General features: G+C 56.6%; 11 protein-coding genes, 1 tRNA gene and 2 pseudogenes. 13 read left to right on the plus strand and 1 reads right to left on the minus strand.

The features are described 5' to 3' along the window. The first annotated feature begins 233 nt into the window (after window positions 1-233). Entirely contained in the window at window positions 234-1406 is a 1173-nt protein-coding gene (locus tag Q0778_RS09265; RefSeq protein WP_298335636.1) for a serine hydrolase, read from the plus strand. A gap of 399 nt (window positions 1407-1805) precedes the next feature. On the opposite strand, the gene Q0778_RS09270 is transcribed toward Q0778_RS09265, so the two are convergent. Next, a tRNA-Arg gene (locus Q0778_RS09270) sits at window positions 1806-1882 on the minus strand. 233 nt (window positions 1883-2115) lie between these two features. On the opposite strand from Q0778_RS09270, the gene Q0778_RS09275 reads away from it, so the two are divergent. From Q0778_RS09275 to Q0778_RS09325, 12 genes and pseudogenes are all read left to right on the plus strand, one after another. After that, entirely contained in the window at window positions 2116-2493 is a 378-nt protein-coding gene (locus Q0778_RS09275; RefSeq protein WP_298306715.1) for a hypothetical protein, read from the plus strand. A gap of 47 nt (window positions 2494-2540) precedes the next feature. Continuing rightward, window positions 2541-3050, plus strand: coding sequence for an MmcB family DNA repair protein (locus Q0778_RS09280; protein WP_298335638.1), 510 nt, complete (start codon window positions 2541-2543; stop codon window positions 3048-3050). 66 nt (window positions 3051-3116) lie between these two features. Continuing rightward, on the plus strand, window positions 3117-3881 hold the full coding sequence (locus Q0778_RS09285) for a sterol desaturase family protein (protein ID WP_298335640.1): 765 nt from the start codon (window positions 3117-3119) through the stop codon (window positions 3879-3881). Between the two features lie 20 nt (window positions 3882-3901). After that, window positions 3902-4315, plus strand: coding sequence for a DUF2141 domain-containing protein (locus Q0778_RS09290; RefSeq protein ID WP_298306707.1), 414 nt, complete (start codon window positions 3902-3904; stop codon window positions 4313-4315). A 133-nt stretch (window positions 4316-4448) separates the two neighbouring features. Next, a pseudogene (locus Q0778_RS09295) lies at window positions 4449-5003 on the plus strand (PAS domain-containing protein); the annotation flags it as partial. Window positions 5004-6190: 1187 nt separating this feature from the next. Beyond that, window positions 6191-6271: pseudogene (locus tag Q0778_RS16355) on the plus strand (hypothetical protein); the annotation flags it as partial. A 150-nt stretch (window positions 6272-6421) separates the two neighbouring features. Next, a complete protein-coding gene (locus Q0778_RS09300) occupies window positions 6422-7366 on the plus strand; it encodes an alpha/beta hydrolase (protein WP_298335642.1) in 945 nt (314 codons plus the stop codon). Window positions 7367-7412: 46 nt separating this feature from the next. Further along, window positions 7413-8780, plus strand: a complete 1368-nt coding sequence (locus Q0778_RS09305) for a M48 family metalloprotease (protein ID WP_298306703.1) — start codon at window positions 7413-7415, stop codon at window positions 8778-8780. Window positions 8781-8790: 10 nt separating this feature from the next. Next, window positions 8791-9540 carry a DsbA family protein gene (locus Q0778_RS09310; RefSeq protein ID WP_298335644.1) on the plus strand — a complete coding sequence of 250 codons (750 nt, stop codon included), beginning with the start codon at window positions 8791-8793 and terminating at the stop codon, window positions 9538-9540. Then, complete coding sequence (locus Q0778_RS09315) at window positions 9541-10563, plus strand: hypothetical protein (RefSeq protein WP_298335645.1); 1023 nt, start codon at window positions 9541-9543, stop codon at window positions 10561-10563. It begins immediately after the preceding gene. A 102-nt stretch (window positions 10564-10665) separates the two neighbouring features. Then, the gene (locus tag Q0778_RS09320; RefSeq protein WP_298336147.1) at window positions 10666-11904 is read left to right on the plus strand and encodes a histidine kinase; all 1239 of its coding nucleotides are present in this window, start codon (window positions 10666-10668) and stop codon (window positions 11902-11904) included. A 1-nt stretch (window position 11905) separates the two neighbouring features. After that, window positions 11906-12706, plus strand: a complete 801-nt coding sequence (locus tag Q0778_RS09325) for a LytTR family DNA-binding domain-containing protein (protein ID WP_298306693.1) — start codon at window positions 11906-11908, stop codon at window positions 12704-12706. The last annotated feature ends 59 nt before the right edge of the window (window positions 12707-12765 follow it).

Genomic DNA, 12765 nt, shown 5'->3' on the forward strand with positions numbered 1-12765 from the left:
GCGCCAAAACTCAATGACTGCAATTGGGGGTGAAAGCAGAATGTCTTCTCTTTCGATGGAGGGCCGTAAAGGCGGTCATGAATTTCGAGCAGGTCTGATGGCGCCCACCGACCTAAAAAGTGAACACGAGATTTGCTTGGCACAAGGAAACAAGTTGCACTTGATCTGAGCTATTCGCGAAGGCAATGCTTCGCTGCAATGTGAACTTGCAAAGCTCGCTTCGGGAAGTGGTCATGGGTCTAAAACTGATTGCAGTGCTTGTCTCTGGCTTGGCGTTGGCGTCATGCGCAAATGGGCCACGGACAGCAGAAATCCCGCCAGTCCAGAGCGAGATGATCGAAAGCCTGCATGCGCAGTTGAAGGACGACGTTGTTGGGTATGCATTCGCACTCGGGACAGACGCGCAGTTCGTTGGTGCTGGTGGTCTTGCACGGTCCGCCGCAGATGGTGGCCCCTTGCCGTTCTCAGCCGATACACCGATGGTTATCGCAAGCGCTTCCAAACTGATCAGCGCAATCGCGACGATGAAACTGCTCCAAGATCAGGGGCTCAAGATCGAGGAGCCCATCGGGCCATATTTTCCAAGCGATTGGCGCGTCGATCCATATCTGCAGTCGATCACGTTCAAGCAATTGCTCAATCAGACGAGCGGCATCAAGGATTTCGGAAATGGCCCGATGCCTTATGATCGCCTGAAGGCATTTTTCGAACAATCGACAAGCCCACAATCAAACATCGCCTGCAAAGACCCGATCGATGAAACGCAGCCTGTCAGAGTTACGCCAAGTGACCTGGGCTTTTGCTATTCTAACTTTAATGCTGGCATACTCGTCGTTTTGCTGCCGAAATTGGCCGGATTTGAGGGAGAAGCGAACACCGCGGCTCGGCCTAAAGTCCTAGCCGCGCAGTATGAACTGCTTGTTCAAACCAAAGTGTTCGCACCTGTTGGAGTGTCAGATGCAGCGTGTGCGCCAGATGGCGACGATCATGCTCTATCGTACATCTACGGCGTTGATGCGCCTGGAAAAGACTGGGGTGAACAGTATGACAGGTGTGCAGAAGGCGGTTGGTATGTCTCGGTCCGCAGCCTTGCAAAGGTGCTGGCCAGCATTGTGAACAAAGACGAGCGCATTCTTATAGAGACCCGAGCCTACTCTTCTTTCGGAGAGATGCGAGAGTTTGGGTTGGGCCTCGACAGAAATTGGCCGGACTTAATGGAGAAGGGCGGCGTTCTCGGCGACGAACCAGGCGTTCTCGCCACATCGGCTATGATTTTCGCGCCCGATAGCGATAACCCCTTGCCTGCGGTACTTTTCACCAATTCCACAAACGCAGCGGGTCGAATTGCGCATCCGCGCCACTATCTGCAAAAGGCCTATGAGGACGCTCAGGTTGTAAGAGACTAAGGGGCCAATGTATTGCGATAGTGAAAGTTCTGTCCGTTTTCGGGGACTTCAACCAAGCGTCAGAGCGTCGGCAATTGGGTCGTAAGCGGAGCGTCGGCTTTTGAGGCTCTGCCTGCCTAAACCAGACATTCTGCAATCGGCCCAGAAGTTGCCATTTGAAGCCATGTCGATGGACGAGACCGAAACGACTGAAAGTGAGTCTTTTGCCGAAGGTCTGGAAGTCATCGCACAGGGCAGAGAAGAGCTGATCCGCACAATTTTGGACAGCTGCGAACCTTTATGCACGTACGAACTCGCAAAACCTCCTGATTTTCTGGGGAAAAATAACGGTTTGCACTTATATTTCACTTACGGGCCTCCCCGACGAAATTGTGCAGCGCGGCAAGTGTTTGAAAAAACTGGCGCACCCGAGAGGATTCGAACCTCTGGCCTCTGCCTTCGGAGGGCAGCGCTCTATCCAGCTGAGCTACGGGTGCCTGTGCCATGGCGCTTGTCGTCCATCGAAACAATTCGCGCAAGGGCGTTCATCGCGCCGGGCGCGCCGCTTAGCAAGGGTCTGGCGGGCGCGCCAGTTCTAAATGGTTCGCCCAGCTCTCTCCAAGCCGCTTCCTCCGCGCTTTAAGGTAAATTCTCAACTCTCGGTCCGTCGCGCTGCGTCGGGGGAGTGAGTTTAACCAATCGGCAAGAGTCTTGGGCCTAGGCCCTTCACATGGCGGCAGAGAAACCCATCCCATTTATCGCAACGAACGACCGCGAAGCGCAACCGCTCAAGACGCTGGGCCACTGTTGGACTGCGGTGCATGAGAAGGCTGGGCAGATCGCAGCAATGGCCGATCTCGCCCCTGAGCCGATGGACACTGTCACCTCGCGTCTTGATCAGGCTTTGGCAGTCTCGGGCACTCACTCCTACGGCGCAGCTTTGCGCGGGTTGGAGGACGTGGACATGCTCGTGACCATGGGGTTGACTGCTTTGCGCGAAGTCAAGGCACGTGGACGGGATGCCAATGCTCCCGCGCTTGCCCTGTGGCGCGAGTTCTATCACGCACGAGAAGCGGTTCTCACTGTCCTGGAGCCTGCCGCAGCCTAAGCGCTCAAGCGCTTGACCGTGTTCGCTTTATGTTCCATTCTGGCGGTATGGACACCTCAGTTAATACGATTCTCGAAAGCTCCCGCGCCGAGCCATCGGCGCCTTGCGCCAAAGATGTGGCGCGTGGGATCAAGCGGCTGTTTGCCCGCAACGATATCTGGTGCGTGGAGGAGATGGCGCTTAAGAACAATCGGCGCGCTGATCTGATGGGGATCGATGCACGTGGGCGGATTATCATTGTCGAGATCAAGGTCGCTCGCGGAGATCTGTTGGGCGACAACAAGTGGCCCGATTATCTCGACTTTTGCGATAGATTTTTCTGGGGCGTTCCTCCGGGACTTGATCGCAGCCCGTTAGACAGCGAAGGGTATAGCCCTGAGCGATGCGGCGTGATTGTGGCCGACGCCTATGATGCTGAAATCCTGCGGCAGGCTCCGTTAGAGCCGCTTGCTCCCACCAGGCGAAAGGCTCAGGTCGAGAAACTTGCCCGGATAGCGATGCGCCGCAACACCACCTTGCTCGACCCTGACTGTTCGAACGTGGACAGCGCTGGCTAAATCCCGCCGAGAAGATTGCGCACATTGCCCTGTGCGAAGCCTGATTTATGAGTCATAGGGACAGACATGGTCCCTGCTGACACACCCGTTTGGCTCGCATTTCTGATCGTCGGCGCTGCAATGAGCGTGATGGTTGCACTACGCTATTTCATGAGCAGTGGGATGTTCGCCTGGATCACCAACCGCGCAAAACCCGGCCTTTATTCTGATCAGCGAAATCAAATTTTGAGCGAGATACGCTATTCGCTCATCGCAGCCGTCATTTATGGCGTCCCGGCAGGAGCGATCTTCTGGTTGTGGCGACACCATGATTTCGCGCTGATCTACACCGGTTGGACAACATACCCGCTTTGGTATCTGCCCCTTTCGGTGTTCCTCTATCTCATTGCGCAAGACACGTGGTTTTATTGGACACACCGCGCGATGCACCATTGGCCAAGCCTCTTTCGCTTGGCGCACAAAGTGCATCACGATAGCAAACCACCGACTGCCTGGAGCGCCATGAGCTTTCATCCGATTGAGAGTGTGAGCGGCGCAATTGTGATCCCTGTGCTGGTGTTTGTCGTCCCGATCCATCTCGCTATGCTCGGCGTGGTGCTGACGATTGCGACGGTCATGGGAGTGGTCAATCACATGGGTTGGGAGATATTCCCCCGGCGGCTTGTTAATTCTGCGTTTGGGGCGAGCGTGATAACTGCTAGTCATCATGAGAGGCATCACGAGGGATATCGATGCAATTTCGGGCTATATTTCCGTTTCTGGGACAAAATCTGCGGGACCGATCGAGGTCTTTCGCACCGGTTTGGGCGGCACGTGGAAACCAACCACTGACGCGGAGTTTCCTGACTGTAATGGGCGGTGCATTGGTCGCCGCCTCCGCTCCGGCGGCGGCGGGCAATGTCACAATTACCATTACTGATTTGCGCAACACCAAAGGCGTGGTGCGCGCCTGTATGACCACGGTGGAGAATGTCTTCCCGCGTTGTCGCCGTGATCCCAATTCTCACCGCACGGTGGTTGAGGCGGCCGAGACAATCACCATAACTTTCGACAATGTTGAGCCGGGCGAATATGCGATCGCGCTGCTGCATGACGAGAATGAGGACGGCAAGGCCAACCGGGTGCTCGGCATGGCGCCCAAGGAAGGGTATGGCTTTTCGCGCGACGCGCCGGTGCGCATGGCTCCGCCTGATTGGGACGATGCAGTCTTCACGGTCAGCTCTGCCTCGCAGGACCTGACGATCAAGATGCGGTACTTTCTGTAATTCTGGTAAAGCCCGCGAGCCGAGCGCCCAAAAACGCGACTTAAAGTTTTGCCAGCCCCCTTAACGGGATGTTTACCACGTAGGGCCACAACCTCTCCAAGCTTGTTTTGATTTGGGGGCACTTGGCCTGATCATGGATACTCTGCGCGGACCTTTTGACACCGGCACTTCGGCCGACGACACTCCCGATTGGAGTGTGGAAGATGGCGTGCGCGACGAAGGCACCGTGCGTGAATTGCCGCCCGAGGCGATCGGTCAGGATGAACGTCGCATGCAGGTCCGCGCCTATAACCACTGGGCAAGCCTCTTGGGCGATGCAACCTTCCCATCGATCGAAGATCTTGATCCGGAAAACCTCACCGATTTCGGACCCAACAGCGTCCTTCTTGATTTCTCGCAAGGGATTGAAGACCCGGCGGTCCAGTTCCTCGGCAAGAAGCTCGCAACAGAATGCGGAACACCAGGTCAGTCGATCCAACAATTGTCCGATGTCCCGCCCCGCTCACTGCTGAGCCGGATCACTGATCACTACATGCAAATCCTTGCCAATCAGGCGCCGATTGGATTTGAGGCGGAGTTTGTGAATGAGCGCGGCGCGTCCGTACTCTATCGCGGAATATTGCTGCCATTCTCAAGCGATGATGAGACTATCGATTTCATCTATGGCGTGATCAATTGGAAAGAAATGGCTGACGCAGCGGCGGCAGATGAGCTCCTTCTTGCGATCGATCAAGCGATTGACGAGAAGCTCGCCGAGGGTCCTCAGGATGATGAGGACCAGCCCCACAAGCACAACACTGGCCCGCTCACCGAATGGGCTGATTCCCCTTTGCATGACAATGTCGATGAGTCCGCTGAAACATATGAACCAAGCCAAGCCGGTCTTTGGGACGAAGATGAGGCTGAGCAAGACTTCGGTGCACTAGAAGACGGCAGCAATGACAATGTCGCAAGCTTTGGCGATCCTTCGCCCGCCTCCGACGGCCTAAGCTCGGGCCTGCCGGAACCAGACTTTGGCCATTTTGAACTCGACGACCCTGAGGTTGATGAGTTTGGCGAGGAGATCGATGAGGAAGAAGGCGACGACTCCCCAGGCTACAGCTTTGCATCGCTTGCCGATTACATCGAGGCACCAACGAAGAAGGTGGTCGACCTGGAAGCAGAGCGCTTCGATCCGGAAGACTACAAGGTCGAAGAGCCCGCGAACGAACGCGAGGACGTTGTCGAAGGCACGTCTGAGAACGAAAGCGCCATGAACGACCAAGGCTCGAGCGTGGCCAATAGCGATGTTGCCGCGAACGATGTGGTCGAATTCCCCACGTCCGCAAAAGAAGCTTGGGATGCAGAAGCGTCAGAGGAAGAATTCGCCTTTAATCCCGATGCAACGCTGCATGATTGCCTCGCTTCTGCCCGTGAACTCGCGCAAAGTGCGAGCGTTTCCGAAGATCGCAGCCGCCAAGCGCTCTACGCAGCAGTTGGCCGGGCCTATGATGTCTCGCTTGCTGCCAAGGATGAGCCCGAAGCGTTTAACGAGCTAATCGAAGACAGCGGCCTCACGGTTCAGGACCGCGCGCCGATGACACCGGTGGTGAAGCTCGTATTTGGGCACGATTACGACAAGACGCGCCTGACCGAATACGCAGCCGTTCTCACCCACGCGCATCGCCTCAATCTTGAGCGCGGTAGCCTTGCTGATTTCCTTGCCGAAGCGGAAGGCGGTCTTAAATCGGTGGTCGCCAGCGAACGTCGCTTGCGCCGCGAAGAATCGGGTCAAGTGGTCGAAGATGAAGGCGATGTACGCGCCAAGCTTGCCAAGAAGCTGCGCGAACTCGATGCGCTGCTGTTCGATGCCATTTCTTCGGAAGGCCCCGAGTTCTCGCTCGTCATGGTCCGCCGCGATGGCGAGGGCAATGTGGCAATGATCGGCGAGATTGCGGACGATGTTGCTCTGATTGAGCGCGCAGGCAAGAAGCTCGTCGGCTAAGCCAGCCACGCTTCCCATAACGGTTCAATGTTTGATGGTGAGCGTCAATTCGGCGCTCGCCCCAACCCTTTATTGTCCGTGCACTTTACGATCGTTGCAATGCATCCCAATAGGGGTGGTGTATGGCCGAAGAATTGAATCGCAAAACCAAAGGACCCTTTCGGATCATGGTATGGACCCTAGGCGTTCTTATACCCTTCATCATTGTTGCCGCGATTGGTCTGCAAGTGGCTATTGCCCGCAATGGCCCGGCCGTTTTGAGCGCGGTTGATCGCCTCTCTGGCGGCACGGGCGAAGCCGAGCTCAAGGCCAAGATCGCGACCGGCGACCATCCTGATCAAAAGCTATTCGTTTGGGGACCACAGGAGCAGAAGGCGAAGACCTTGCTTCGACCGGTCCTCCTGTTTGTGCATGGAGGCAGTTGGAATTCAGGCGATCCGGAAGACTACAGCTTCGTCGCGCGCAGCTTCGTCGAACAGGGCTTTGTGGTGGTCTTGAGCGGGTATCGCCTCGGCGAAGCAGGCAAATATCCCGGCATGATCGAGGACACAGCCCGCGCCTTTGCCTGGGCGCACGAGGAAATCACCCAATATGGCGGAGACCCAGATCATATTGTTATCGCAGGGCATTCTGCGGGGGCTTACAATATGATGATGGTTGCCTTGGAGAAAAAATGGCTCGGAGCCCATTCACTCCAGCCCAAAGACATAGCGGGGGTAGTTGGCTTATCGGGCCCCTATGATTTCCTTCCGCTTGATAGCGACAGTACCATTGCAAGTTTCGGTCACGCCAAGGATCTGGATGCCACCCAGCCGATCAACCATGTCAGTGAGGCAGCGCCGCCAATGCTGTTGATCCATGGCGAGACGGACACCACCGTGGGCGTGTTTCATTCGCGCAACCTTGCTGAGTTGCTGATTGATCAAGGCCGCGATCCCACCCTCGCGCTATATCCAGAGATGGATCACGCCGACCCGCTGGTCTCCATTGCTGCTCCTTGGCGCTCTCGCCGCGATATTGTGCCCAAGATTGCCGCTTTTGTGCGTCAACGGGCCTCACCCGAGTAAAACTTCAGTTCCCGTTCAGGCCCAAAAGCGTTAGCACGGGTCCACGATGCCTTTTCTTCGCTCCCTTGCCGCTTCGCTTCTGGCGCTGCTCGCTACATTTGCGCTGACACTTCAGCCGGTCGCAGCCCAGTCCATCCTCCGCGATGCCGAGACAGAGGCACTGCTTCGCGATATGTCTTATCCGTTGATCGAAGCATCCGAGCTTGAACCGGAAAATGTCGAGATCGTCCTGATCAACGACCCTTCCATCAACGCCTTCGTCGCTGGCGGGCAGGTCGTATACGTCCACGCAGGGCTTTTGAACGCCGCCGACACCGCCAATGAAGTGCAGGGCGTGATCGCGCATGAGTTGGGTCACATCACCGCTGGTCACGTGGTGCGCTTTGGAGAGCGGACACGCGGCGCACAGGGGATTACGATCCTGTCGCTTCTGCTGGGCGTAGGCGCAGCGCTCGCAGGCGCAGGCGATGCCGCATTGGGCGCAGTTCTGGCGGGCCAGCAAGCCGCAGCCGGAAACTTCCTTGCTTTCAACCGCAATCAGGAAGCCGCAACCGACCAGGCTGGTGCGCGCTATCTTTCCGGTGCCGGTATTTCTGGGCGCGGAATGATTTCTTTCTTCGAGAAGCTCCGCAATTTTGAAATCCGCCGCGGCTATAGTCAATCTGATGATGCAGCTTACGGTCGGACCCACCCGCTTTCCGGCGACCGTGTCCAATTCCTTCGTGCGCAGCTTTCAGAAGATGCGGCTTGGGATGCGCCGGATGATCAGGAATTGCAGGCGCGCTTTCTTGCGGTGCGAGCCAAGCTTTTCGGCTATCTTGCTGAGCCCAAGCGCACCTTGCAGCAATATCCCGAAAGCGATCAAAGCACCCCTGCTCGCTATGCAAGGGCCTATGCCTTCCACAAGGATGCGCAGGTTGAAAAGGCGCTTGCTGAAGCGGACAAGCTTCTCGCGCTCGATGCACAAAACCCCTATTTCCTTGAGCTAAAGGGTCAAATCCTGCTCGAATCCGGCCGCCCGAAAGAAGCGCTTGTGCCTCTACGTCGAGCCACGGAACTCACACTCAATCAACCTCTTATCGCAGGGATGTTCGGCCACGCGCTGATTGCAACCGAAGAGACGGACAATTACGAGGAAGCAGAGCAAGTCCTGCGCGCAGCGGTTGCCAAGGACCGTTTCAATCCCTTCGCCTGGTATCAATTGGGCGTGGTCTACGCGCACCGAGGTGACATTCCGCGCGCCAAGCTTGCTAGTGCAGAACAACAAGTGCTGAGGCGGAACTACCCCCAAGCGCTTAATAACGCCCAAGAAGCCGAGGCTGGCCTTCCAGTTGGCTCACCCGACTGGATTCGTGCACAAGATGTCGGGCTGCAAGCGCGCGCAGAACTGGAAGCCTTGCGCGACAGCCGCTAAGCCTCCAGCTATGACTGAAACCGCATCGAATCCGTCGCCTTTTCGCCAATCGCTGCTGACCGCGTTGTTGGCGTTGACCTTTGGCTTCTTGGGAGCGGCGATTTGGTCCTACGCAGGCCTCGCTGACAATCGCACGCGAGCCTATTTGATGGACAATCCCAGTGTGCTTCAAGATGTGGCGGAGGCCCTCGCCGCAGAAGGTGCGCGCAAGCGATTGGCTTCAGTCAAAGAAGAGCTCTACACTCCCTTTCCCGGTGCGGTGATGGGCAATCCGCAAGGTTCCAAGGTTCTGGTCGAGTTCACCGATTACAACTGCCCCTATTGTGCGGGAAGCTTTCAGGATGTGATGCAGCTGGTCTCGGAGGACCCTGAGCTCAAAGTCATCATGCGTGAATGGCCGATCTTTGAGGGCAGCGAAGTAGCGGCGCGCATGGCACTCGCCGCCGCCAAGCAAGATCGTTACCAAGCCTTCCACACCGCTTTGTTCGAGCGCGGCGATACCAGCCCAGCAGGGGTGGAAGCCGCAGCCGAGGCCGTGGGTCTCGATATGGAGCGCGCTCGCACAGATGCGATAAGCGAAGAGGTTTCAGTCGAGCTCGTCCGCAACCTTACCTTCGCGCAATCGCTCGGCTTTAGTGGCACGCCCGCCTTCGTCACCGGAGACACGCTGTTGCCCGGCGCGGTGGGTGCAGATCGATTGAGAGAAGCGGTTACTGAGGCCGCATCTGGGGCCGCATCTGGGGCCAGCACCGCTTCCTAAATGGATCGAGCAGGCGGCCTTCGCTTCCTGACAGTCTTAGCTGCTCTTTTCTTCAGCGCAGCGGCCACTGCTGACCGCGATACTATCAACTGGGATGAGGTCGATCTGGCAGCTGAACGCCGAGCGATCGAGAATTTTCAAAGATATGACCAACTTTTGCAGAACGTCGGTTGGAAGCTGGCTCAGGCGAATTGGGAATTTTGTGACCGCGTGATGCCGGCAACTGGCCTGCACTTGCAGGACATGGCAAGCTATGGCTCACCTCAGATTGCGCGCCGCGCGCTTGGGCTTTCGGGCGATTTTGCAGTGCAGACGGTAGCGGAAGGCTCCCCCGCAGACCTTTCCAATAGCCTTCCCTCCAACCGGGAAATTGTGGGTCTGGCCGGGATCAATCCGAATGAGTGGGAGAGCCAGGGCCCTTTCGATTGGCGGCGCCTTGCCCGTGTGCATGACCTGATTGATGAGGCAGTTGAAGGCTACGATAGCATCACGCTCGATTTCAAAGACAACAACGTCGCAGTGATCGCTTCCGTCCCGGTTTGTGCCACGCGTTTTGAGCTTATGGGCAAGGGGAAGAAAGCGTTGGCCGATGGTCGCCGCGTTGTGATCGGCATCGAGTTTCCTGCCTTTCAGTACGACGAGGATGAATTTGCAGCTCTGCTCGCGCATGAGTTGGCGCATAACCTCCTCAGCCACACCGCATGGCTGGACCGCAATAAGAGAAAGCGCCGCAATGTTCGCATGACTGAGCGCGAGGCTGATCGGCTGATTCCATGGCTTCTCGCCAATGCTGGCTATGACCCGCGCGCAGGCAAGCGCTTTTTCGAAAAATGGGGGCCAAATGCCGACGGTGGTCTGTTCCGCAATCGAAGCCATGATGGCTGGGATGAGCGGGCAGAGTTTGTCGAAGCCGAGATCCACCAAATAGAGGCACTTATTGTGCAGCATGACAAAGCCGACTGGCGCACCCATTTCCAGCGCGAGATTGACCCTCACCAAGGGCTTGAGAACGGGCAGCGCTAAGTTGGGCAAGTGTTGCGGCAGGCGGTTTTCCCTTTGCGTTCATCTGCCCATGCAAAAGCCTTAATTTGTGCGACGAACCGAATTTTGCGCTACAACACCCCAATGTCGATGGTGAATTTCCGTCCTGCGCCTTTCTTTGCGAGCAAGAATCGCGCCTTCTGGAATCTGCAATTTGCGGGTTGGGGAGGCTATTTCCTTATGCGGACGGTAATCGCGATCAACAATGGGCAGCCCCTAAGTCAAATGGTTGTTCTGCTGGTCACAACCATTGTCGGGTTTTCGATAACGCTCGTCTTATCAGTGGTATACCGTCAGTTGATCGACAGGCAACCGATAGTGACATGGGGCGGCACGGCCATCGTTCTCGCGCTTGCTGTGCTCATCCATGTGACGATCGAAGCTTGGCTGCAGGGCGTATATCAGGGCTCGTTAGCCGAGATAAGCTTTGCCCAGCGTCTCGTCGGTTTCAGCTTCATTCCGCTTGCCATTATTGGCGGATGGAGCGCTCTGTATTTCGCGATCAATTTCTTTTTGCGAGTCGAAGAACAAACCGACAGGGCTGACCGATTGGAAGCCCAAGCCACCTCCGCCCAGCTCGCCATGCTGCGTTATCAACTGAACCCGCACTTCCTGTTTAACACCTTGAATTCCATCAGCACTTTGGTGCTTTTGAAACAAACCGAGCCCGCCAATGCAATGCTCACGCGCCTCTCCGGGTTCTTGCGCCACACTCTTATCGCAGAGCCGGGAAGCAAGGTTGCTCTTGCACAAGAGATTGAGACGCTGCAGCTCTATCTCGACATTGAGCGGATGCGGTTTGAAGAGCGGCTCCGCACCCATTTCGACCTTGAAGATGCGGCTATGGGCGCGCTTTTGCCAGCCATGCTGTTGCAACCACTGGTCGAAAACGCGATCAAATATGCGGTCAGCCCGCAAGAGGAAGGCGCGCGAATCTCACTAACGGGCCGCGTCGTTGGGCAGCGCCTTCGCATAACTGTTGAGGATACCGGACCCGGCGCTAGCTCAAGAGAAGGCCACGGCGCGCAACTCTCAACACAGGATCAGGCGTTTGCCACAATCCCAGGAGCGCCCGTTTCCACCGGCGTGGGCCTCGTCAACATCCAGAACCGGCTTGCGCAGGGCTATGGCGATAACCATCTATTCGAAACGCGTTCCCAGCCGGGCGGCGGCTTCACGGTTCTGATCGAGATCCCCTACGAGCCCTCTGCCAGCGCCACCGATACACCCCCGCACACATTCGACTCCGCCTCACCCCCCGATACAGAGGCGGCCGACAATGTGATTAACTTAAACTCACAGCGCGTGATTGGAAAATCATAACATGACCATTCGCACCATCCTTGTCGACGATGAAAAGCTTGCCATTCAAGGCCTGCAATTGCGGCTCCAGCCGTTTGAAGATGTCGAGATTATCGACACCTGCTCCAACGGACGCGAAGCCATCCGCAAGATCAAGACTGAGAAGCCCGACCTCGTGTTTCTCGACATTCAAATGCCCGGATTTGACGGCTTCAGCGTCGTCAAAGGCGTGATGGAGATCGAACCTCCGCTGTTTGTTTTCGTCACCGCTTATGAAGAGCACGCGATCCGCGCGTTCGATGCCAACGCGGTCAACTATCTGATGAAACCGGTCGATGAGGACAAGCTCGCGGACACAATTGAGCGCGTGCGTCAGCGGCTTTCTGAGAAAAAGTCAGCCGATGATGCCGAACACTTGATGGGCGTCCTTTCCGAAATTGCACCCGACCGCGCAGCCGATTTCAGTTGCGAAGCAACGGCAGAGAGCACGGATCGATTTGAGAAGCTCATCAACGTCAAAGACCGCGGTCAGATTTTCCGCGTGGAAGTCGAATCTATCGAGCATATCGAAGCCGCGGGCGACTATATGTGCATCTATACCGGCGATAACTCGCTGATTTTGCGCGAGACGATGAAAGACCTTGAGCGCCGCCTGGACCCGCGCAAGTTCCAGCGCGTCCACCGTTCAACCATCGTGAACTTGGACCAAGTGCGTCAAGTCAAGCCGCACACCAATGGCGAATGCTTCTTGGTGCTGGATTCGGGCGCAGAGGTGAAGGTTTCGCGCAGCTATCGGGATGTGGTCGCGCGTTTCGTGCATTGATACCTGGGAGTGCGCATCCACGCACTCCTCCTCGCTAGATGTCCTCCACTGCGTTGCGG

The organism is uncultured Erythrobacter sp. (assembly GCF_947502395.1).
In the GTDB taxonomy this organism is placed as follows: Bacteria; Pseudomonadota; Alphaproteobacteria; order Sphingomonadales; family Sphingomonadaceae; genus Erythrobacter.

What these genes read in the sequence shown, in the direction of transcription:
- Q0778_RS09265 (WP_298335636.1), top strand. Translation starts at nt 234, where the DNA reads ATGGGTCTAAAACTGATTGCAGTGCTTGTCTCTGGCTTGGCGTTGGCG.
- Q0778_RS09275 (WP_298306715.1), top strand. Translation starts at nt 2,116, where the DNA reads ATGGCGGCAGAGAAACCCATCCCATTTATCGCAACGAACGACCGCGAA.
- Q0778_RS09280 (WP_298335638.1), top strand. Translation starts at nt 2,541, where the DNA reads ATGGACACCTCAGTTAATACGATTCTCGAAAGCTCCCGCGCCGAGCCA.
- Q0778_RS09285 (WP_298335640.1), top strand. Translation starts at nt 3,117, where the DNA reads ATGGTCCCTGCTGACACACCCGTTTGGCTCGCATTTCTGATCGTCGGC.
- Q0778_RS09290 (WP_298306707.1), top strand. Translation starts at nt 3,902, where the DNA reads ATGGGCGGTGCATTGGTCGCCGCCTCCGCTCCGGCGGCGGCGGGCAAT.
- Q0778_RS09300 (WP_298335642.1), top strand. Translation starts at nt 6,422, where the DNA reads ATGGCCGAAGAATTGAATCGCAAAACCAAAGGACCCTTTCGGATCATG.
- Q0778_RS09305 (WP_298306703.1), top strand. Translation starts at nt 7,413, where the DNA reads ATGCCTTTTCTTCGCTCCCTTGCCGCTTCGCTTCTGGCGCTGCTCGCT.
- Q0778_RS09310 (WP_298335644.1), top strand. Translation starts at nt 8,791, where the DNA reads ATGACTGAAACCGCATCGAATCCGTCGCCTTTTCGCCAATCGCTGCTG.
- Q0778_RS09315 (WP_298335645.1), top strand. Translation starts at nt 9,541, where the DNA reads ATGGATCGAGCAGGCGGCCTTCGCTTCCTGACAGTCTTAGCTGCTCTT.
- Q0778_RS09320 (WP_298336147.1), top strand. Translation starts at nt 10,666, where the DNA reads ATGTCGATGGTGAATTTCCGTCCTGCGCCTTTCTTTGCGAGCAAGAAT.
- Q0778_RS09325 (WP_298306693.1), top strand. Translation starts at nt 11,906, where the DNA reads ATGACCATTCGCACCATCCTTGTCGACGATGAAAAGCTTGCCATTCAA.